Source organism: Sphingobium algorifonticola (assembly GCF_004005485.1).
GTDB classification, from domain to species: Bacteria; Pseudomonadota; Alphaproteobacteria; order Sphingomonadales; family Sphingomonadaceae; genus Sphingobium; species Sphingobium algorifonticola.
In genome coordinates this window covers 950,383-968,508 of the sequence record NZ_RZUL01000001.1, presented here as the reverse complement: position 1 = coordinate 968,508, position 18,126 = coordinate 950,383, and the positions used below count along the sequence as shown (strand labels likewise).

General features: G+C 62.0%; 21 protein-coding genes, 2 tRNA genes and 1 pseudogene. 18 read left to right on the top strand and 6 right to left on the bottom strand.

What is annotated here, in order from left to right; genetic code table 11:
• Positions 1–98: 98 nt before the first annotated feature.
• Complete coding sequence (gene rho / locus ENE74_RS04445; RefSeq protein ID WP_127689382.1) at positions 99–1,355, top strand: transcription termination factor Rho; 1,257 nt, start codon at positions 99–101, stop codon at positions 1,353–1,355.
• Positions 1,356–1,439: 84 nt separating this feature from the next.
• A complete protein-coding gene (locus ENE74_RS04440; protein ID WP_420902560.1) occupies positions 1,440–2,144 on the top strand; it encodes a YjbE family putative metal transport protein in 705 nt (234 codons plus the stop codon).
• A 4-nt stretch (positions 2,145–2,148) separates the two neighbouring features.
• Here the strand turns inward: ENE74_RS04440 and ENE74_RS04435 are convergent, their stop codons facing one another.
• Positions 2,149–3,117, bottom strand: coding sequence for a quinone oxidoreductase family protein (locus tag ENE74_RS04435; protein ID WP_241241842.1), 969 nt, complete (start codon positions 3,115–3,117; stop codon positions 2,149–2,151).
• A gap of 531 nt (positions 3,118–3,648) precedes the next feature.
• Here ENE74_RS04435 and ENE74_RS04430 point away from each other — a divergent pair.
• The 6 genes from ENE74_RS04430 (at position 3,649) to ENE74_RS04405 (ending at position 9,506) form a co-directional block, all read left to right on the top strand.
• The gene (locus ENE74_RS04430; protein ID WP_127689380.1) at positions 3,649–3,918 is read left to right on the top strand and encodes a DUF6489 family protein; all 270 of its coding nucleotides are present in this window, start codon (positions 3,649–3,651) and stop codon (positions 3,916–3,918) included.
• 7 nt (positions 3,919–3,925) lie between these two features.
• The gene (mnmE, locus tag ENE74_RS04425) at positions 3,926–5,218 is read left to right on the top strand and encodes a tRNA uridine-5-carboxymethylaminomethyl(34) synthesis GTPase MnmE (RefSeq protein WP_127689379.1); all 1,293 of its coding nucleotides are present in this window, start codon (positions 3,926–3,928) and stop codon (positions 5,216–5,218) included.
• 67 nt (positions 5,219–5,285) lie between these two features.
• Positions 5,286–7,139, top strand: coding sequence for a tRNA uridine-5-carboxymethylaminomethyl(34) synthesis enzyme MnmG (gene mnmG, locus ENE74_RS04420; protein ID WP_127689577.1), 1,854 nt, complete (start codon positions 5,286–5,288; stop codon positions 7,137–7,139).
• Positions 7,136–7,780, top strand: a complete 645-nt coding sequence (gene rsmG / locus ENE74_RS04415; RefSeq protein WP_127689378.1) for a 16S rRNA (guanine(527)-N(7))-methyltransferase RsmG — start codon at positions 7,136–7,138, stop codon at positions 7,778–7,780. Before mnmG ends, rsmG begins: the two co-directional genes overlap by 4 nt.
• Positions 7,777–8,562 (top strand): ParA family protein, encoded by a 786-nt coding sequence (locus ENE74_RS04410; protein WP_127689377.1) that lies wholly within the window; start codon positions 7,777–7,779, stop codon positions 8,560–8,562. The genes rsmG and ENE74_RS04410 overlap by 4 nt, the downstream gene beginning before the upstream one ends.
• The gene (locus ENE74_RS04405; RefSeq protein WP_127689376.1) at positions 8,559–9,506 is read left to right on the top strand and encodes a ParB/RepB/Spo0J family partition protein; all 948 of its coding nucleotides are present in this window, start codon (positions 8,559–8,561) and stop codon (positions 9,504–9,506) included. The genes ENE74_RS04410 and ENE74_RS04405 overlap by 4 nt, the downstream gene beginning before the upstream one ends.
• Positions 9,507–9,549: 43 nt before the next feature.
• Here the strand turns inward: ENE74_RS04405 and ENE74_RS04400 are convergent.
• Positions 9,550–9,636, bottom strand: a tRNA-Leu gene (locus ENE74_RS04400).
• A 151-nt stretch (positions 9,637–9,787) separates the two neighbouring features.
• The gene (locus ENE74_RS18700) at positions 9,788–10,306 is read right to left on the bottom strand and encodes a hypothetical protein (protein ID WP_338142979.1); all 519 of its coding nucleotides are present in this window, start codon (positions 10,304–10,306) and stop codon (positions 9,788–9,790) included.
• A gap of 25 nt (positions 10,307–10,331) precedes the next feature.
• On the opposite strand from ENE74_RS18700, the gene ENE74_RS18695 reads away from it, so the two are divergent.
• Entirely contained in the window at positions 10,332–10,481 is a 150-nt protein-coding gene (locus tag ENE74_RS18695; protein WP_338142978.1) for a hypothetical protein, read from the top strand.
• A gap of 11 nt (positions 10,482–10,492) precedes the next feature.
• On the opposite strand, the pseudogene ENE74_RS18690 reads toward ENE74_RS18695, so the two are convergent.
• Positions 10,493–10,588 (bottom strand): annotated as a pseudogene (locus ENE74_RS18690) (MJ0042-type zinc finger domain-containing protein); the annotation flags it as partial.
• A gap of 191 nt (positions 10,589–10,779) precedes the next feature.
• On the opposite strand from ENE74_RS18690, the gene ftsE reads away from it, so the two are divergent.
• Genes ftsE through ENE74_RS04375 form a run of 4 tightly spaced genes read left to right on the top strand, consistent with a single transcriptional unit; the run spans position 10,780 to position 13,626 of the window.
• A complete protein-coding gene (ftsE, locus tag ENE74_RS04390) occupies positions 10,780–11,490 on the top strand; it encodes a cell division ATP-binding protein FtsE (protein ID WP_127689576.1) in 711 nt (236 codons plus the stop codon).
• Complete coding sequence (locus ENE74_RS04385) at positions 11,487–12,398, top strand: cell division protein FtsX (RefSeq protein ID WP_127689374.1); 912 nt, start codon at positions 11,487–11,489, stop codon at positions 12,396–12,398. The genes ftsE and ENE74_RS04385 overlap by 4 nt, the downstream gene beginning before the upstream one ends.
• Positions 12,395–12,925 (top strand): YdcF family protein, encoded by a 531-nt coding sequence (locus ENE74_RS04380; protein ID WP_127689575.1) that lies wholly within the window; start codon positions 12,395–12,397, stop codon positions 12,923–12,925. Before ENE74_RS04385 ends, ENE74_RS04380 begins: the two co-directional genes overlap by 4 nt.
• Before the next feature lie 11 nt (positions 12,926–12,936).
• Positions 12,937–13,626 carry a lysophospholipid acyltransferase family protein gene (locus ENE74_RS04375; protein ID WP_127689373.1) on the top strand — a complete coding sequence of 230 codons (690 nt, stop codon included), beginning with the start codon at positions 12,937–12,939 and terminating at the stop codon, positions 13,624–13,626.
• On the opposite strand, the gene ENE74_RS04370 is transcribed toward ENE74_RS04375, so the two are convergent.
• Positions 13,627–14,277, bottom strand: coding sequence for an ankyrin repeat domain-containing protein (locus tag ENE74_RS04370; protein ID WP_127689372.1), 651 nt, complete (start codon positions 14,275–14,277; stop codon positions 13,627–13,629).
• Positions 14,278–14,320: 43 nt separating this feature from the next.
• On the opposite strand from ENE74_RS04370, the gene ENE74_RS04365 reads away from it, so the two are divergent.
• From ENE74_RS04365 to ENE74_RS04355, 3 genes are read left to right on the top strand one after another with little or no spacing between them, the layout of a single operon-like run.
• A complete protein-coding gene (locus ENE74_RS04365) occupies positions 14,321–14,935 on the top strand; it encodes an SCO family protein (RefSeq protein WP_127689371.1) in 615 nt (204 codons plus the stop codon).
• Positions 14,932–15,357: a YcgN family cysteine cluster protein gene (locus ENE74_RS04360; protein WP_127689573.1), complete on the top strand. Its 426-nt coding sequence runs from the start codon at positions 14,932–14,934 to the stop codon at positions 15,355–15,357. Before ENE74_RS04365 ends, ENE74_RS04360 begins: the two co-directional genes overlap by 4 nt.
• Positions 15,338–16,057 carry a M48 family metallopeptidase gene (locus tag ENE74_RS04355; protein ID WP_241241814.1) on the top strand — a complete coding sequence of 240 codons (720 nt, stop codon included), beginning with the start codon at positions 15,338–15,340 and terminating at the stop codon, positions 16,055–16,057. The genes ENE74_RS04360 and ENE74_RS04355 overlap by 20 nt, the downstream gene beginning before the upstream one ends.
• 15 nt (positions 16,058–16,072) lie before the next feature.
• Here ENE74_RS04355 and ENE74_RS04350 read toward each other — a convergent pair whose 3' ends face one another.
• The gene (locus ENE74_RS04350) at positions 16,073–16,762 is read right to left on the bottom strand and encodes a YggS family pyridoxal phosphate-dependent enzyme (protein ID WP_127689370.1); all 690 of its coding nucleotides are present in this window, start codon (positions 16,760–16,762) and stop codon (positions 16,073–16,075) included.
• On the opposite strand from ENE74_RS04350, the gene ENE74_RS04345 reads away from it, so the two are divergent.
• Positions 16,761–17,369, top strand: a complete 609-nt coding sequence (locus ENE74_RS04345; RefSeq protein ID WP_420902556.1) for a thiamine phosphate synthase — start codon at positions 16,761–16,763, stop codon at positions 17,367–17,369. The two genes, ENE74_RS04350 and ENE74_RS04345, sit on opposite strands and share 2 nt — an antisense overlap.
• A 42-nt stretch (positions 17,370–17,411) precedes the next feature.
• Positions 17,412–17,487 (top strand) — tRNA-Val (locus tag ENE74_RS04340).
• Positions 17,488–18,126: the final 639 nt, after the last annotated feature.

Here is an 18,126-nt window from a genome sequence, read left to right as displayed (position 1 = left end):
TTGAGGTCTCTTCAGCCGCTCGGACGCACGACGTTATTCCGTACTTCCGCTCGAGCCGGCACCTTTTCCCATCGTCATATCCGCCGGAACGTCACCCGATGCATCTTAAAGACCTCAAGAAAAATACGCCCGCTGAACTGGTCTCCATGGCCGAGGAGCTGGGCGTGGAAGGTGCGTCGACCCTGCGCAAGCAGGATCTGATGTTCGCCATTTTGAAGGCGGAGGCGGAAAATGGCGCACAAATCATGGGCGAGGGGACCATCGAGGTCTTGCCCGACGGTTTCGGTTTCCTGCGCAGTCCGCAGGCCAATTATCTCGCCGGCCCCGATGATATCTATGTCTCTCCCAACCAGGTTCGCAAACATGGGCTGCGGACCGGCGACACGGTTGAAGGCGAAATCCGGGCACCCAAGGATGGCGAACGCTATTTCGCGCTGACACGCATCAGCTCGGTTAATTTCGACGATCCCGATGCCGTGCGTCATCGCGTCAATTTCGATAATCTTACACCGCTCTATCCTGAAGAGAAGCTGACGCTCGATACGCTGGACCCGACGGTCAAGGACAAGTCCGCTCGGGTGATCGACATCATATCCCCGCAAGGCAAGGGCCAGCGCGCGCTGATTGTCGCGCCCCCACGCGTCGGCAAGACGGTGTTGCTGCAGAACATCGCCAAGGCCATCACCGATAATCACCCCGAAGTGTTCCTGATCGTGCTGCTGATCGACGAGCGTCCGGAAGAAGTGACCGACATGCAGCGTAGCGTGAAAGGCGAAGTCGTATCCTCGACCTTCGACGAACCCGCGCAACGCCATGTCCAGGTCGCCGAAATGGTGATCGAAAAGGCCAAGCGTCTTGTCGAGCACAAGAAGGATGTCGTCATCCTGCTCGATTCGATCACACGCCTGGGCCGTGCCTACAACACTGTCGTTCCGTCATCCGGCAAGGTGCTGACCGGCGGTGTCGATGCCAACGCGCTCCAGCGGCCCAAGCGGTTTTTCGGTGCGGCGCGCAATATCGAGGAAGGCGGTTCGCTTTCGATCATCGCCACCGCGCTGATCGATACCGGCAGCCGCATGGACGAAGTGATCTTCGAAGAGTTCAAGGGCACCGGCAACAGTGAAATCGTGCTCGATCGCAAGGTTGCGGACAAGCGTATCTTCCCCGCGCTCGATGTCGGCAAGTCCGGCACGCGCAAGGAAGAATTGTTGGTCGACAAGGGCAAGCTCAGCAAGATGTGGGTCTTGCGGCGAATCCTCATGCAGATGGGCACGGTCGATGCCATGGAGTTCCTGCTCGACAAGATGAAGGATTCCAAGACTAACGAGGATTTCTTTGATTCCATGAATCAGTGAGCCTGCGCTGCGCTGCTGTCGTCACGCGCGCACTGACGTTCCAAAGAGGCTTACCGGAGATGTCTGTTGATTGACCTGCTGACCATGGCCAGTGCCGCTGCGACCTCGCTTGGCTCGCCTGCCGAGATCTGGGGCCATATCGTCGCGGATTTCGCCAATATCGGCTCGCCGAGCGCGCTGGCCGCCTTTGGCCAAGTGCTGATGATCGACATCCTGCTCGCAGGCGACAATGCGATCGTCGTCGGTGCGCTTGCGGCGGGCCTGCCTGCGGACCAGCGCAAAAAAGTCATCCTGATCGGTATCATCGCAGCCTTAGTGCTGCGTATCGGTTTTGCACTGGTTGTCAGCCAGCTTATGCAGATCGTTGGCCTTATTCTAGCGGGCGGTTTGCTGCTGCTGTGGGTCAGCTGGAAAATGTATCGCGAACTGCATCCTGCCGGGCAGAGCGTCGGTTCGGCCGAGATCGAGGGTGACGAACGCAGCGGCGTCAAGCCCGCCAAGAGCTTTGCGGCGGCCGCATGGGCGGTCGCGGTGGCCGATGTCAGCATGAGTCTGGACAATGTGCTGGCGGTCGCCGGCGCGGCGCGGGATCATCCCGGCATCCTTATCATCGGCCTTATTCTGTCGGTCGCGCTGATGGGCATCGCTGCCAATGTGATCGCGAAATATATCGAGCGGTTCCGCTGGATCGCCTATCTTGGCCTGGCCGTCATTGTCTATGTCGCCGCTAAGATGATCTATGAAGGCGTCACCGATCAGCAGGTAGGAATATTGACGCTGTTTTCCTGAGCCATCAGGGCAGCAATATCGTTGATCCTGTCGTTACGCGGGATTCCAGCGCGCGATGTGCTTCTGCGGCATCGGCCAGTGCGTATCGCTGACCGATATTCGCCTGGACCACGCCGCGTTGCATGCGGTCAAACAGGCGATCGGCGGTATGCGCAAGATCGTGCGGCGTGGCGACATAATCGAACAATGTCGGCCGCGTGACATAGAGTGACCCGCCTTTGCTGAGGTCGAGCAAGCTGACCGGGGGCACTGCGCCCGACGCGTTACCATAGCTTACCAACAGGCCACGGCGCCTGAGGGAACCGAGCGATGCGGTCCAGCTATCCTTGCCCACGCCATCGTACACCACGTCCACGCCTTTCCCGTCGGTCAGATCACGCACTTGGTCCGCAAGGCTGTCAAACGGCGTGTGGAGACTATGGTCGGCCATTACCTTCGCGGCTTTGGTCGCAGAGCCACTATGTGCAATGACAATGACACCCTTGTCGCGCAACCAGGGCACGAGCATCGACCCGACACCCCCAGCCGCCGCCAGGACAAGCGCGACCTGTCCCGGGCGGAGTGGTATCATGTCTTCCGCGAGATAGCAGGCCGTCATTCCCTTCAGCATCGAGGCCGCCGCGTCTTCGCTGGAAATCCCGTCGGGAATCGGCACGACCTTATCCGCCGAAACAATGCGATGCGTCGCATAGCTGCCCAAGCCATGCACACAGCCAACCCGATCGCCAATCGCATAGTCCGAGACATCCGGGCCGATCGCAACGATCCGTCCGGTGCTTTCCGACCCAAGCGATATGGGCATCGGCGCGGGATAAAGGCCGGAACGGTAATAGGTGTCGATGAAGTTGATCCCGATGGCATCCTGTTCGATCAGCATTTCGCCGATGCCCGGCAGGCCGGGATCGAAATCCTCCCGCACAATCACCTCCGGCCCGCCGTGCGTACGCGCCACCATGCGCCAAGGCCGGGCCATCATGCGAGTTGGTCCGCGAAGACGTCGGCAGTTGGCTTGCCCGCCGATTGGACAGCTCTGATTAGCGCTTCAATATCGTTTGTATTCCAATTTGTGTTAAATTGTCTCATAATATCAGATGCTTGCTAGTGAAAATCGGAAGTATCTTCGCTCAGGCTGATGTGCAGCTGGAGGCCCCCGTGCAGATTGGGGGCATACACGATATCGTCGGCGTCCGCCCGGATAGCGCAATTGCCGCAAATGCGCTCGTTGACGCCGACAATCTCATGCATGAGGATGAATCCGCTTCGAATAGATTGTCCCGCCGGGTGACATAAGCGTCGAACGGCGCATCAGCAGCGAGCGTTGGTTTTGGAATCTTCTTGCTCATCGTCCCAAGTTTCAACCTGATTGCCGCATCGCATAATGACGTCGATCCATGGCAATTCAAGGACGATAGCCTGCCGAAGCGGCAAAACTGGCATTTCATGCGCTGTTGCGCCATGATGGCAGCATTGCGGCTGGCAGTGGGCGCGTTGGAAAGGGCAGAACGTGAAAGTGACCGTTGACGTTGAATGCACACCGGAAGAGGCACGCACATTTCTAGGCTTGCCCGATGTGTCGCCCATTCATGACAAATATGTACAGACGATGCTGGAAACGATGGACGGTACGGTCAGTCTTGACCAGATGGAGAATCTGTTCCGCAGTTTTTCGCCCATGGGTGATGCCGGCATGCGGCTTTTCAAACAGATGATGGATATCGGCCTTTCGGGCAGCGGAATGGGCAGTGGTTCCATCACGGGCAAGAAGGACGGGTAGCGAACGCTTGTCTGCCGATACCATTTTTGCCTTGTCCAGCGGCCAGCCACCCGCAGGTATCGGCATCATACGGATCAGTGGCCCGGCCGCCGCTACAACGTTGCGTGCTGTTGTTGGCCGCATACCAGCGCCGCGGGTTGCGACCTATGTGACGATGGCCGATCCGGCGGATGGCGACGTGATCGACCGGGGTCTGGCCTTGTGGTTTCCCGGCCCAAAGACAGCCACCGGCGAGGATCTGGCCGAGCTGCATTGCCACGGTGGCCGTGCTGTCACAGCCGCTTTGCTGCTGATGCTCGCCCGTCAGGCGGGATGTCGCCTTGCCGAACCAGGCGAATTTGCGCGTCGGGCCTTTCTGAACGGGCGGATCGATCTGAACGAGGCGCAAGGTCTGTCGGATTTGCTGCTCGCCGAAACACAGACGCAACGGCGCGCCGCCATGGCGATGGCGCAGGGTGATTTTTCCCGACGACTTGAAACATGGCGCAGCGAAATCGTGCGGTTGGCGGCGCTAGCCGAATCGGTGCTCGACTTCTCCGATGCCGACGATGTTCCCGACGATGGAATGGAATTGGTCATTGCGGAAGGCTTGCGCGCGCTGGGCGAACAGGTGCGGCACGAGCTGTCGCGGCCTGCCGCCGAGCGGTTGCGTGACGGCATTCGCGTTGTCATTGCCGGACCGCCGAATGCCGGTAAATCGACCTTGTTAAACCGACTTGTGGGCCGCGAAGCAGCGATCATATCCAGCATCGCAGGGACGACCCGAGATCGTATCGAAGTGCCTGTCGCTATCGACGGCATCGCCTATGTCTTCACGGACACGGCAGGGCTTCGCAATGATACAGATGATCGTATCGAGCAGACCGGCATCGATCGTGCGCATGAGGCCATTGAAGCGGCGGATATTCTCTTGTGGCTCGGCGAACCGCAGGCCGCACCGCGGCCCGATTCCCTTTGCATAGCGGCACAGTCCGATCGAAAGGATTGGACCATGGCCGAAGGAGGGCAGTTGGCGCTGTCGGCCGTATCTGGTGCAGGACTTGATGCTCTGCTCGATGCAATCGGGCAACGGGCTTCGGCCTTGTTGCCACGAGATGACGGCTATGCCCTGCATAGGCAGCAACGCGAAGCACTGGAGCATATCGCAACACTGATTGCTGAAGCGCGCGACCAGTCCGATACTCTCGTAGTGGCGGAAATACTACGCCTGCTGCGTGGGGCGATTGACCAGTTAACCGGCAAGGCCGGGACCGAGGATATGCTCGACGCGTTGTTCGGAACCTTCTGCATCGGGAAATAGGCTGTTCCACGTGGAACAGCATGATGCGATCTTTGACGATGACCGGCATTATCGCTATGGATCGCTCATGCGAAATAGGGATCTGGATGTAATCGTGGTCGGTGGCGGCCATGCCGGTTGCGAGGCTGCCGCCGCTGCTGCACGCATGGGTGCGCGTGTCGCGCTCGTTACATTCGATCGCAAAACCGTTGGTGCGATGTCGTGCAATCCGGCAATTGGCGGATTGGGCAAGGGGCACTTGGTCCGGGAGGTCGATGCGCTTGATGGGCTGATGGCGCGAGCGGCTGACGCCGGTGCCATTCATTATCGCATGCTGAATGCAAGCAAGGGCGCGGCAGTGCAGGGCCCACGCGTTCAGGCTGATCGCCGCCGCTATCGGGCGGCGATACAAGCGATGCTCGAGGCCTGCGAGTCTCTGGACATCATCGAAGGCGAGGCCGAATCGCTGATCATCGAAGCGGGCCGTGTTGGCGGGCTCAACCTTCGCGACGGCAGGACGTTGCGCGCGGCCACGGTTGTGCTCGCAACCGGCACATTCCTCGGTGCCACGCTGTTTCGCGGTGAGGAGCGGATGGTCGGCGGACGCACAGGGGAGCAGGCAGCGCAATTGCTCGCGGCACAGTTGCGCGCGCTCGCCCTTCCTATGGGTCGACTGAAGACGGGAACGCCGCCACGTCTTGACGGCCGTACCATCAATTGGGCTGCTCTTGATGTCCAGCCATCCGATCCAGGCACATGGACTATGTCGCCGCAATCGGCGGGGCGGGTGCTGTCGCAAAGTTTTTGCGCCGTCACGCGCACCAATATGCGGACCCACGCCATTATCCGCGATGGCCTGGGCCGGTCTCCGCTTTTCAGTGGCGCCATCGAGGGCCAGGGGCCGCGTTATTGTCCCTCGATTGAGGACAAGATTTTCCGTTTTGGCGATCGCGACGGGCATCAGATTTTTCTGGAGCCGGAGGGACTGGATGACGCGCTCGTCTATCCCAACGGGATCAGTACCTCGTTGCCGAGTGATGTTCAGCTGGAGATGGTGCGGTCAATTGCGGGGCTGGAACGTGCCGATATCGTCGTTCCGGGCTATGCCGTAGAATATGACTATGTTGATCCGCGCGCATTGGACCGTCGTTTGGGTCTTCGCGCATTGTCAGGCCTCTACTGCGCGGGACAGATCAACGGGACGACCGGCTATGAGGAGGCGGCGGCACAGGGGCTGGTCGCGGGTGCAAATGCTGCCGCCGAAGCGCTTTCGCGCCCACCCATTATTCTCGATCGTGCAAGCAGCTACATCGGCGTGATGATCGATGATCTTGTCTTGCAGGGGGTGACGGAGCCTTATCGCATGCTCACCGCGCGCGCTGAATATCGTTTGCTCCTGCGGGCGGATAATGCCGCGACGCGCCTGACCCCGATCGGCACCGCGCACGGTCTTATCGGTGCCGAACGCGCCAAGGTCTTCGGCGATCGTCAGCTCCGGCGCGACGCTCTTGTTCAGGCACTCGGGCGAACGGTTACGGCGTCAGAAATGCAGGCAGCCGGTGCGCCGGTCCGGCAAGACGGCATGCGTCGGAGCCTGTTGGAATGGTTGCGCTTCCCCGAAGTCAATTTGGACATGTTTGACAGGCTTTGTGCGGAATGGCGTGCTGCTGACGCTGACATACGCGAGGAAATCGTAGAGGATGCGCGTTACGCACCTTATCTCGATCGGCAGGCAAGCGAGATACATGCGCTTCGTGCCAATGAGGCGTTGCTGCTTCCTGATGACATGGATTATGCCAGCATTGGCGGACTCTCGAAGGAAATGTTTGAGCGGCTGGAGGTCGCTCGCCCCGATACGCTGGCGGCTGCAGGCCGGATACGCGGAATAACGCCCGCGGCTTTGGCTGCTATTCTGGTCCACGTCCGACGCCGCGCCGCATGACGGAAGAAGAGGCGCGTGCCTGGCTTGCCTGTCATGATGTTTCACGTGAAGCGTTTGCGCGACTGAACGGTTATGTCGCGTTGCTGTTGGATGAAATGCAGCATCAGAATCTGATTGCCCAGTCTACGCGCGATCATGTGTGGGCCCGCCACATTGTCGATAGCGCGCAATTATTGCCTCTCGCCCCAGCACCCAAAATGGATACAGGGCGCGCTGGCTGGATCGATCTTGGCTCAGGTGCCGGCCTGCCGGGCGTTATCATCGCCATACTGTCCCCATGGCTGGTGACCCTTGTAGAGTCGCGCCGCCGTCGCATTGATTTTCTTGCTCATGTGGTTGCTGAACTGCGTCTCGATAATGTTCGGATTTTCGCAGGCAAGGTAGAAACGCTCCAACTGGAGCAGCCCGCCACGGTTATCAGTGCCCGCGCCTTTGCACCTATGCCGCGCCTCTTCGCGACGGCGCATCATCTTGCCGACGCAGGCAGCTTTTGGCTGTTACCCAAAGGCAAAAGCTGGCAGAGTGATATCGATGATGCAGCCAAGGATTGGCACGGGCTGTTTCACGTGGAACATAGTGTGACCGATCCGGATAGCGCGGTTGTCGTGGCGCGATCGGTCCGCAGGAAAGGCCGCCGATGATCCGCATTGCGATTGCCAACCAAAAGGGTGGCGTCGGAAAAACCACTACTGCGATTAATGTCGCTACCGCGCTTGCGGCTACCGGGCATCGGACACTGCTGATTGACCTTGATCCCCAAGGTAACGCGTCGACCGGTCTGGGCATCAGTCATGCGGAAAGGCAGCAGTCCAGTTACGATGTGCTGATCGGCGATTGCGATGTAGCGGATGCCGTTCTGGCTACCCGCGTTCCCAAACTCGACATCTTGCCCGCGACGCAGGATCTGTCCGGTGCGGAAATAGAGCTGATCGACTATGAGCAGCGGACACATCGTCTTCAGCAGGCGCTGGACAAGGCAGAACAGGGCCAGTGGGACATCTGCCTGATCGATTGCCCGCCTTCGCTGGGCCTGCTGACGATCAACGCCATGGTTGCGGCACAGGCGTTGCTGGTGCCGTTGCAATGCGAGTTCTTTGCGCTCGAAGGCTTGTCGCAATTGCTGCAAACCGTTGATCGCATCCGGGGACGCTTCAATCCAGGCCTATCTATCATGGGGGTGGCGCTTACCATGTACGACCGGCGTAATCGCTTGACTGATCAGGTGGCGGACGATGTGCGCGCCTGCCTTGGCGATGTCGTTTTCAAGACCGTGATACCGCGCAACGTCCGCTTGTCCGAAGCACCCAGCCACGGCATGCCGGCACTGATCTACGACTATCGCTGCGCCGGATCGGAGGCCTATATGCAATTGGCGCGCGAACTGATCGGGCGTTTACCGCACAGAGAAGAGGTTGCTGCGTGACCGGGACGAACAAGCAAGACAATGCCGCAGCGAAGGCAGCGACCAAAATAGTGAAGCGTCCCCATGGCCTGGGCCGGGGCTTGTCGGCGTTGCTGGGCGATACCGCGCAGGAAGAATCGGTTTCTGCCGGCAGCAGTAAGCCTGGCTCGTCGATCCAGAGCATCGAAATTGCACTGATACAGCCTCATCCGGACCAGCCGCGCCGCCATTTTGACGATGGGGCCTTGCAGGAACTGGCAGACAGCATCGCCAAACGCGGCGTCATTCAGCCCATCATCGTGCGCCCGCGCGGATCGGGCTATCAGATCGTTGCAGGTGAACGGCGCTGGCGCGCCGCCCAGCGTGCCCAATTGCATCGCATCCCGGCCATCGTGCGTGATTTTGACGAAGCCGAGACGCTCGAAATTGCGTTGATTGAGAATATTCAGCGCGAAGACCTCAATCCGATCGAAGAGGCTGAAGCGTATCGCAAGCTGATCGGGCAATTCGGCCATAGCCAGGAGGCGCTCGGTCGTCTCGTCGGCAAATCGCGCAGTCATGTCGCCAATCTAATGCGTCTGCTTGACCTTCCAATGCCGGTTCAGCGTGCGGTGATGGAGCAGCGGATCAGCATGGGGCATGCTCGGGCGTTGATCGGTGCCGACGATTGCGAGGCACTGGCCCGGACGGTCGAGCACAAGGGCCTTTCGGTGCGCGAGACGGAAAAGCTGGTCCGCAAGGCCCGTACAGGGGATGCGGCGCCACGGCCAGGCAGTGGTGGGCAGTTGCGCGGAAAGGATGCCGACATTGCGGCTCTTGAACAGCATCTGGCGGATATCCTCGGCCTCAAGGTCGATATCGCACATGGCGCGGGTCAGGGCGGAGCAGGATTGCTTACCCTGCGCTATTCGACCCTCGATCAGCTCGACATGCTGTGCCAGCGCCTTTCGGGCGAACGCATTTGAAGCCTATGAGCTAATTGTCTGATAAATATGGGTTATCTGCAATTGGTGCGGTCGAGAAGACTCGAACTTCCACGGCCTTTCGGCCACAACGACCTCAACGTTGCGCGTCTACCAATTCCGCCACGACCGCACAGTGCATGAAGAAGTCGGCCGGGCCGACACCTTGGTAGGGGCAGGCACCTAGCAAAGGCGGGCAGACCTTGCAAGCGGCGAAAAGGCGGGATGTGTCGGTGTTGTCGGGCCGTTGCGCCCGCTTGGTTGGCGCGTCGCAAGTCGCGCGCCTATCGGCCTTTGTCCACGAAGGCGAGCGACAGATTTTCCGCATTTTTCGGGATGTCGAGGCGGCTTTCGCTGATGGCGGTTTCCTCGCCGGGTTTCAGCTGCGCCTTGTCCGCCTTGGTCATCCAGCTGAAGACCAGTCGGTTCTGCTTGTCGCGCAGCTCCACAAGCACTGGCGGCACGGCCTGCATCGTTTCGCCGCTGTTCACGATCCGCGCACTGAAGGCGAAATACTCCTCCCCGGTCGGCAGTTTCCGCCTTTCGGCGGGCTTCGCAAGGTAGAACAGAAGGTCCGGTTCTTCCATGTTGCTTGCCAGGCCCAGATTGACGGCCCAGCCCGGAACGCCGAACCGATACAGGGCGGCACCGGTGGCGCTGATCGCGATCAGGAAGAGGATGCCGCCGATCAGCCAGAGTCGGGCCGGGTTGCGCCGTGGCCGAAATGGTGGCTCAGGCGCAAAACTGTCATAATCCTGCGAGGCGTCGGCTTCCTCGTCGGGCGGTTGAACAGCAGTTGCCACCGGGGCCACGCTAGCCGGTGCGTCGATGCTCTCTGTGACGGATGCGCTTTCCTGTTCGGGTTCCGTCGGCATGTGCGAAGATGCGGCTGCATCGGGCACCGGCGGGGTTGCGGATGCCGCGCTCATCGCAGGCATTGCCGCTGCCGGCCGCTCGGGCAAGGCAGCGCCTTCCTGAAACCAGCTATGCTTGCACGAGGCGCAGCGGACCTGACGTCCTGCCGGGCCTATGGCGCTGTCCGGGACAATGTATCGCGTGGCGCACTGCGGACAATTAAGGATCATTGCACTTCATAAGCACTGCAACGACTCGAGGGCAAGCGGGGAACGCAAGACGCTGCTTTTGCAAGCGCGTTGTCGATGCACAGGGCTGCCTCGCCTATGCCACTTTACGGCGGGGGTTGCCCTGTGCGATGGCAACTTGGCAAAGGCGGCAGCGGCGGCAAGAGCGGGAAGGGGCACGGCGCAACAGCATCATGGCCAGCATCGTGCAGTTTGAGAATGTCGGTCTGCGCTATGGGCTTGGCAGCGAGGCGCTGAGCGACATCAGCTTTTCGCTGGACAGCGGCGGATTCTATTTTCTGACGGGAGCGTCGGGGGCCGGCAAGACATCATTGCTCAAGCTGCTGTATCTGGCGCAGCGACCCAGCCGGGGTGTCATCCGCCTGTTCAACGAGGATGTCGTCACCCTGCCTCGCAAGCGGCTACCCGGATTCCGGCGGCGCATTGGCGTCGTTTTTCAGGATTTCCGGCTGGTGCCGCATCTCTCGACCTATGATAACATCGCCTTGCCACTGCGCGTAGCCGGGATGGAGGAAAGCGAAATCGCGGCACCCGTTGCCGAAATGCTGGCCTGGGTCGGGCTGGCCGACCGCGCGGACGCACGTCCCGCAACCTTGTCCGGCGGAGAACAACAGCGTGTCGCGATCGCGCGCGCCGTCATCGGCCGACCCGAAATCCTGATTGCCGATGAGCCGACGGGCAATGTCGATCCGGACATGGCACAGCGGCTGCTGACCCTGTTCGAGGCACTCAACAAGCTGGGCACGACGATGGTGGTGGCAACCCACGACATTCCCCTCATCGGCAAGGTCCCCGACGCGCAGATGATGCGGCTCGATCGCGGCAGGCTCGCGGACCCGACCGGATCGTTGCGCTATCCTCCCGGTCGGGCAGGATCTGCATGATACCGGGGATAAAGCGCAAGCGGGACAAGGCCGCAACGGCGGCGCGCAACAGGCTTTTGCCCGAAGGCCGTGTGGCGGGGCCCATGCCATGGGTCATCGCGATCATGATGTTCCTGACGGTACTGGCGGCTGCGGCGGGCCTTGGCCTTCTGCATGCATCGCGCGCGCTTGGCGCGGATCTGTCTGGGCGGGTCACCGTGCAACTGATCGACGCCGATCCGGTCGCCCGCAACGATGCCGTGCGTCGCCTCGTCCGCGCTCTGCCGCGTCTTCCCGGCGTGGTTGCGGTGCAGCCCGTGCCGGAATCGCAATTGGCTGATCAGTTGCGCCCTTGGCTCGGGACGGATTTGGCGGCGGCGGAATTGCCGATCCCGGCACTTGTAGACGTCACGCTGGCTGCCACCGACCCGGCCGCCGTTGCAACGTTTCGGCGTGCCGTCGCGGCGATCGTGCCCCAAGCTCGCGTAGAGCCGCATGCGGCGTTTCTGGCGCCTCTGTCCGGCCTCATGACGTCGCTGGCCGGCTTGGCGGTCGCGCTTGTTCTGCTTATGGCGCTGGCGACCGGTGCCGTCGTCGTTCTGGCGGCGCGCGGCGCGCATGACAGCCATCGCGGGACGATCGATGTGCTGCATTTGATGGGCGCGACCGACATACAGATCGCGCGCCTGTTTCAGCGGCGCATCGCTCTGGACGCGTCCTTTGGCGGTGCGCTCGGCTTTGCTGCGGCGGCGGCCGTGATTGCGATTATCGGGCAAAGGCTCGGCGCGACGGGATCGGACATGCTCCAGACAATCCACCTGTCGGCTGGCGCATGGCTGCTGCTACTGGCTTTGCCGCTGGCGGGCGTATTGCTGGCGATGCTGACGGCGCGAATGACGGTGCTTTCCGCGCTGGGCCGCCAGCTGTGATCGGGCGCCTGCTATCGCTGGGTCTTGTCGCCTGGATTCTCGGTTTTGCGTGGTTCGGTGCGTTCCTGCCGCAACCGCTCGATGGCCGCGCGACGGACGCAATCGTCGTGCTGACCGGTGGGGCAGGGCGGATTGACCGCGGCCTTGCCCTGCTCAAGGACGGTGCCGCGAAAAGGATGCTGATTTCCGGTGTCGATCGTTCGGTTCGGCCGGTCGAACTGGCGGTACGATACAAGGCCCCCACGCAATTGTTCGATTGCTGTGTGACGCTAGGGCGCGAGGCGATCGATACCCGTTCCAACGCGCTGGAAACCGCGCGCTGGCTCGACCGGCGGGATTTTCATACCGTGCGCCTCATCACGACGGATTGGCATATGCGCCGCGCGGCGCTGGAACTGCGGCAGGCGCTCCCGCCCGACGTGACCCTCGTCTACGATGCGGTGCCCGCCCGGCCCAGCCTGACCATGCTGTTCAAGGAATATAACAAATATCTGCTTAGGCGGATCGTCGCCCTGATCGGCATCTAGGATATTCCAGAATGACTGCATTGCGTTCCATCGCCTTCGCGCTGGTGTTTTACGGCCTGTCGCTATTCTGGGTGCTGTGGGCCATCCTGATCGCGCCGTTCGGGGAACGGGCCGTGATCTTTGCCGCTACCCGCTGGAGCCGCTTTCACCGCGGCTGCGCGCGGCTCCTGCTGGGTCAGAAGGTGGAGGTGATCGGCACGCTACCGACAGAGCCGATGCTCTGCATCTTCAAGCATGAATCGATGTTCGAGGCGATTGATCTGCTGTGCCTCTTCGACGCACCGATGGTCGCAGCTAAGCGCGAACTGATCGACATTCCGCTATGGGGCCGCGCGGCGCGGCTCTACGGCCTTATTCCCGTGGAACGCACGGCAGGCCCAGCGGCAATGCGGGCGATGCGCAAGGCGGCGCTTGCAGGGCTGGCCGCCGGTCGCCCGATCTGCCTCTTTCCAGAAGGCACGCGTGTGCCGCATGGTGAAATGCCCCCGCTTCGGGCGGGTTTTGCCGGGCTATACATGCTGCTCAAGGTGCCGGTGGTGCCCGTCGCGGTCAACAGCGGGGCGCTGGCCCCTCGGCGAAGCTGGCGCAAGCGCGCCGGTACGATCACCTATCTGGTGGGCGAGACGATCCCGCCCGGTCTGCCGCGCGAAGAAGCGGAAAGGCGCGTACATCGCGCCATCAACGCACTCAACGGCTGCTAGCTACAGCGACGGACCTTGGACAGCGGAGTTGGCGGGCTTGACTGGCTTGGCAGCGGAAAGCGCATCGGAAAGCCCGGCCGCGCGGCCTTCGCGTTCGGCATAATCGCGGGCGGACATGCCGGCGATCGTATCGCGCTTGTCGGGATTGGCTCCCTGCGCCACCAGCAGCCGAACCGTGCCGAGATCGCGCAATTGCACGGCACGGATCAGCGGCGTCTCGCCATTGTCGTTCGCCTTGTCGATGGTCGCGCCATTGGCCAGCAGGACGCGGATGCCGTCTGCCCAGCGCAGTTGCGTCGCGAGCATCAGCGGCGTGTCACCCTGCGTATTGGCAAGGTCCGGCTTGCCCCCCTTTGCCAGCAGGAAATTGAGCCACGCCGGATCGCGCCGCGCGACGACGATATGCAGCGCGGTCTCGCCGGTCTTGAGATCGCGCGTGTTGATGACGGTGCCGCCGGGCTTGGACAGCAGTGTCGTCGCCTTTTCGCCGTCACGATCACGCACGGCCTTCAGGAAATTGTAGCTGTCGGAAAACTGCGCCTGTGCGACCTGCGGCGCAACCATAGCCGCCAGCGGCACGGCCAGCGCCGCGCAGCGGGCAATATCACGCAGGCCAAGCCCGAGCGTGACGGTGATAAGCTGCCGATTCATGCTGTTACCCTGTTCACAATTGCTAAAGCGTGCCTAGCAGGGCATGGCTGGCTGCGCCATGAACAAAGCGATATGCCTTCTCTCCGCCGTTGTCCTAGCAACCCTGTCGGCCTGTTCGGGACAGGGATCATCGGGCGATCAGCCACCGCTCGCCGGGGCACGGATCGGCGCGCCTTTCACACTCACCGATCAGGACGGCAGGAAAACGAGCTGGGACAGTTTCAAGGGACAGTATCGCCTGGTCTATTTCGGCTACACCTATTGCCCGGATATCTGCCCTGTCGATCTGCAGAAGATTGCCCAGGCGTTTATCCGGTTTGAAAAGCAGGATCCGGTGCGCGCGGCGAAGGTGCAGCCGATCTTCATCACCGTCGATCCGGAACGGGATACGGTGCCGGTCGTCAAAAATTATGTCCGCGCGTTCCATCCCCGCCTCATTGGTCTCACCGGCACTGCGGAGGACATTGGCAAGGTTGCCCGGGACTTCGCTGTGATCGCGAGCAAGGAAGGGGCAGGGAAGGACTATCTCGTCGCCCATAGCCGCACGCCCTATCTGTTCGGGCCGGATGGCGCACCGATCGCCCTCATCCCCGTTGGCGAAGGCCCTGACGGTACCGCCGATGCCATTCTCAAGACGCTCGACACATGGGTGAAATAGCGTTCTGGGAAAAGCCGCTGTCGGCACTGAACCGGACCGAGTGGGAGGCGCTTTGCGACGGCTGCGGCAAATGTTGCCTGCACAAGGTGGAAGATGAGGATACGGGCAACATCTATCCCACGAACGTCGCCTGTCGGCTGCTCGACCGGGACAGCGGCCGGTGCAGCAATTATCGCGGCCGTCGCGCCTTCGTACCGGACTGCATCCAGTTGACGCCGCGTCTGGTGCGGGAGCTTGCCTGGCTACCCCGAAGCTGCGCCTATCGCCTGCGCGGTGAGGGCAAGCCTTTGCCTGCCTGGCATTATCTTTTGAGCGGGGACCGGGAAGCGGTGCATCAGGCCGGCGAATCGGTACGCGGGTGGACCGTCGCGGAGGTCGAGGCAGGCGATCTGGAACGGCATATTGTCGATTCCGACATCTGATCCCGCCGCCGGGGCGATCCTGGTCGATGGCCGGATGGTGCCGGTGCGCATCCGCCGGTCGGCGCGCGCGCGCAACTACCGGCTGACGCTCGACAGCAGCCGCGGCGAACTGCGCCTTTCGCTACCTGTGCTTGCCAGTCTGCGCAAGGCGCTCGGCTGGGCGCAGGGGCATGAAGCATGGGTGCGCGACCAGATGGCCTGCGCGCCTGCCATATTGCGGCTGGCGGATGGCGCGACGCTCCCATTGGAGGGCGTGGAGACCGTGATCCGGTGGGATCAGGCCGCGCCGCGCAGGGTAACGCGCACGGCCGACAGCCTCGTCGTCGGTGGTCCGTGCGATGCCGTCGGCCCGCGCGTCCTGCGCTGGCTGAAGGCGGAGGCGCTGCGTGTGCTGGAATCTGAAACGCGCACGCTCGCGACGCGTCACGGGCTGCACGTCGCCAGCGTCGGCATCGGTGATCCGCGCACACGATGGGGCAGTTGCGCCACATCCGGCGCCATCCGCTACAACTGGCGCCTCATCCTCTGTCCGCCAGACGTGCGATACGCCACGGTGGCGCATGAAGTCGCGCATCTCGTCCATATGGATCACAGTCCGGCATTTCACGCTGCGCACGAACGGCTGCTTGGTGCCGATCCACGACCGGCGCGCATCTGGCTCAAGACCCATGGCGCGCGGCTGCATGGAATCCTTGCCTGAGTCTTACGCCGGACGTCAGCGTGCGCCGAACAGCGCCGTGCCTACGCGCACATGCGTCGCACCGAGCATGATCGCGGTTTCATAGTCGCCCGACATGCCCATCGACAGTCCCTCCAGTCCTTCGTCCCGCGCCATTTTCGCCAGCAACGCGAAATAAGGGGCGGGCTCGATATCGGCAGGCGGCACACACATCAGGCCGATCACCGGAATGTCCGCGCTGCAGGCTTGCGCCACCAATTGCGGCACCTGCGCGATCGGACAACCGCCTTTCTGTGCTTCTGCGCCAATGTTGACCTGGACAAAACAGGGTACTTGCCGCCCCGCCTTGTGCATCGCCCTGGCCAGCGCAACCAACAGCGACGGGCGATCGAGCGCGTGAATCACATCGAACAGCGCCACCGCGTCGGCTGCCTTGTTCGACTGCAACTGGCCCACCAGATGCAAGGCGATGTCCGGGGTCGTCTCCTTTAGTGCGGGCCATTTGTCCTGCGCTTCCTGCACCCGGTTCTCGCCGAACACGCGCTGTCCCGCGGCAATCAGCGGCGCGATTGCCTCTGCACCATGCGTCTTGGACACTGCAACCAGAGTGACCGCGTTCGACGCACGGGCAGACAGGGCCGAGATACGGTCGATAGTCTCGCGCACCCCGGCCAGACGCAGGGCGGCATCGGTGGCGGGATCGGCGGAGGGAGTGGCAGAGTGCATGCGCGCTGCTATAAGCGTCGTCATGGCCATGCGTCACTGCAAAAAACTCGGGCCTGCGGCTCTCCCTACATTATGGCTGATGACCGATCCACGGATAGCCGAATCCGCCCTGATCAGGGCGCTGTACCGCTTGCCGCGCGGCGCGGGCGTCATCTTCCGCCATCAGGGCTGGCCGCCAGACCGCCGACGTGCCCTGTTCGATATCGTGCGCGGGGTTACGCGGCGGCGGGCGCTGTGTTTGTTGCTGGCGGGGGAGGCCCGCGTGGCGCGGGCCTGGGGCGCAGATGGCTGGCACGGGCGGCATGGGGCCGCGCCAGGCGTCCGGCGCGGCCTGCTGCATAGCGCCCCGGTGCATGACGTGCCGCAGATACGCAGCGCCGAGCGATCCGGCGCGCAGCTTCTCCTGCTTTCGCCGATTTTTCCGACGCGCTCGCATCCCGGTGCGCCAGTACTGGGGCGGGTGCGCTTTGCCATGCTGCTGCGTCGTGCGCGGCGGCCCGTCATTGCTCTGGGCGGCATGACAGCCCGACGCTGGCGCAGCCTGCGCGCCGTCGGGGCGACAGGATGGGCAGCGATCGATGCCTTGGCTGCGGAAAGTCATCCTTGACCTCTGCGCCAAAAGGCCTAGATGTCGCGCCGACACCCCATGGGGCGATTAGCTCAGTTGGTAGAGCGTCTCGTTTACACCGAGAATGTCGGCGGTTCGAGCCCGTCATCGCCCACCACTCGTTTGACTTTGCACGGCATCTGCTACTTTCAAATTGTACGAAGGCTGTTAAGTGGCGCAAATCCGCGGCTTTCGGCGGGACAAATGCATCGGGTCGCGTATCGAGAGACGCTCGCATCGCGGCGGAGCGTTTGGTGATCTGCCGTTCAAAAACCTTCGAGTGAACGACTGACACTGGTCGGCAGCTACCGGAATCGGACCGTCAGCAGCTGGGCAACCATAGTCATGGTCTGAGTGTCGTCAAAGGGTCGACATCGGTGGACCGGAAGTGGGACATTGCTGTCGTTCGGGAGGTCGGCCGGCGAGGTCCGGTTCGGACAACATCAGACGTTCGCTCGGTTGCATCGTTCAGGCTAATTTTGGGTGCCACTGGCGAGAGCGCCCGCCGGGCGCGCGGCTGCCCTACCCCGGATACTCAGCGCAGGTTTACCGCTTCAGGATTATATCGGCTGTCCACTGCCTTAATCTGGTCGGATCTGCGGGCGAGCGTCCCAAGGTGGGCGCTTGCAGGCCGTAGCAGCGAGATGGCAGGCAAGAACTGTTGGTCAGCCAGCACACCCGGCTTTCGATACAGCTAGTGCGGCGGGCAATCCAAGCCGTTATACTTGCTGCCGAAAACGACCCTATTTCCCTTGCT

Excerpts from the sequence above, each read along its gene's own strand:
- rho (WP_127689382.1), top strand. The coding sequence starts at position 99 with ATGCATCTTAAAGACCTCAAGAAAAATACGCCCGCTGAACTGGTCTCC.
- ENE74_RS04440 (WP_420902560.1), top strand. The coding sequence starts at position 1,440 with ATGGCCAGTGCCGCTGCGACCTCGCTTGGCTCGCCTGCCGAGATCTGG.
- ENE74_RS04435 (WP_241241842.1), bottom strand. The coding sequence starts at position 3,117 with ATGGCCCGGCCTTGGCGCATGGTGGCGCGTACGCACGGCGGGCCGGAG.
- mnmG (WP_127689577.1), top strand. The coding sequence starts at position 5,286 with ATGCGAAATAGGGATCTGGATGTAATCGTGGTCGGTGGCGGCCATGCC.
- rsmG (WP_127689378.1), top strand. The coding sequence starts at position 7,136 with ATGACGGAAGAAGAGGCGCGTGCCTGGCTTGCCTGTCATGATGTTTCA.
- ENE74_RS04410 (WP_127689377.1), top strand. The coding sequence starts at position 7,777 with ATGATCCGCATTGCGATTGCCAACCAAAAGGGTGGCGTCGGAAAAACC.
- ENE74_RS18695 (WP_338142978.1), top strand. The coding sequence starts at position 10,332 with ATGCTCTCTGTGACGGATGCGCTTTCCTGTTCGGGTTCCGTCGGCATG.
- ftsE (WP_127689576.1), top strand. The coding sequence starts at position 10,780 with ATGGCCAGCATCGTGCAGTTTGAGAATGTCGGTCTGCGCTATGGGCTT.
- ENE74_RS04385 (WP_127689374.1), top strand. The coding sequence starts at position 11,487 with ATGATACCGGGGATAAAGCGCAAGCGGGACAAGGCCGCAACGGCGGCG.
- ENE74_RS04375 (WP_127689373.1), top strand. The coding sequence starts at position 12,937 with ATGACTGCATTGCGTTCCATCGCCTTCGCGCTGGTGTTTTACGGCCTG.
- ENE74_RS04370 (WP_127689372.1), bottom strand. The coding sequence starts at position 14,277 with ATGAATCGGCAGCTTATCACCGTCACGCTCGGGCTTGGCCTGCGTGAT.
- ENE74_RS04365 (WP_127689371.1), top strand. The coding sequence starts at position 14,321 with ATGGCTGGCTGCGCCATGAACAAAGCGATATGCCTTCTCTCCGCCGTT.
- ENE74_RS04345 (WP_420902556.1), top strand. The coding sequence starts at position 16,761 with ATGCGCGCTGCTATAAGCGTCGTCATGGCCATGCGTCACTGCAAAAAA.
- ENE74_RS04350 (WP_127689370.1), bottom strand. The coding sequence starts at position 16,762 with ATGCACTCTGCCACTCCCTCCGCCGATCCCGCCACCGATGCCGCCCTG.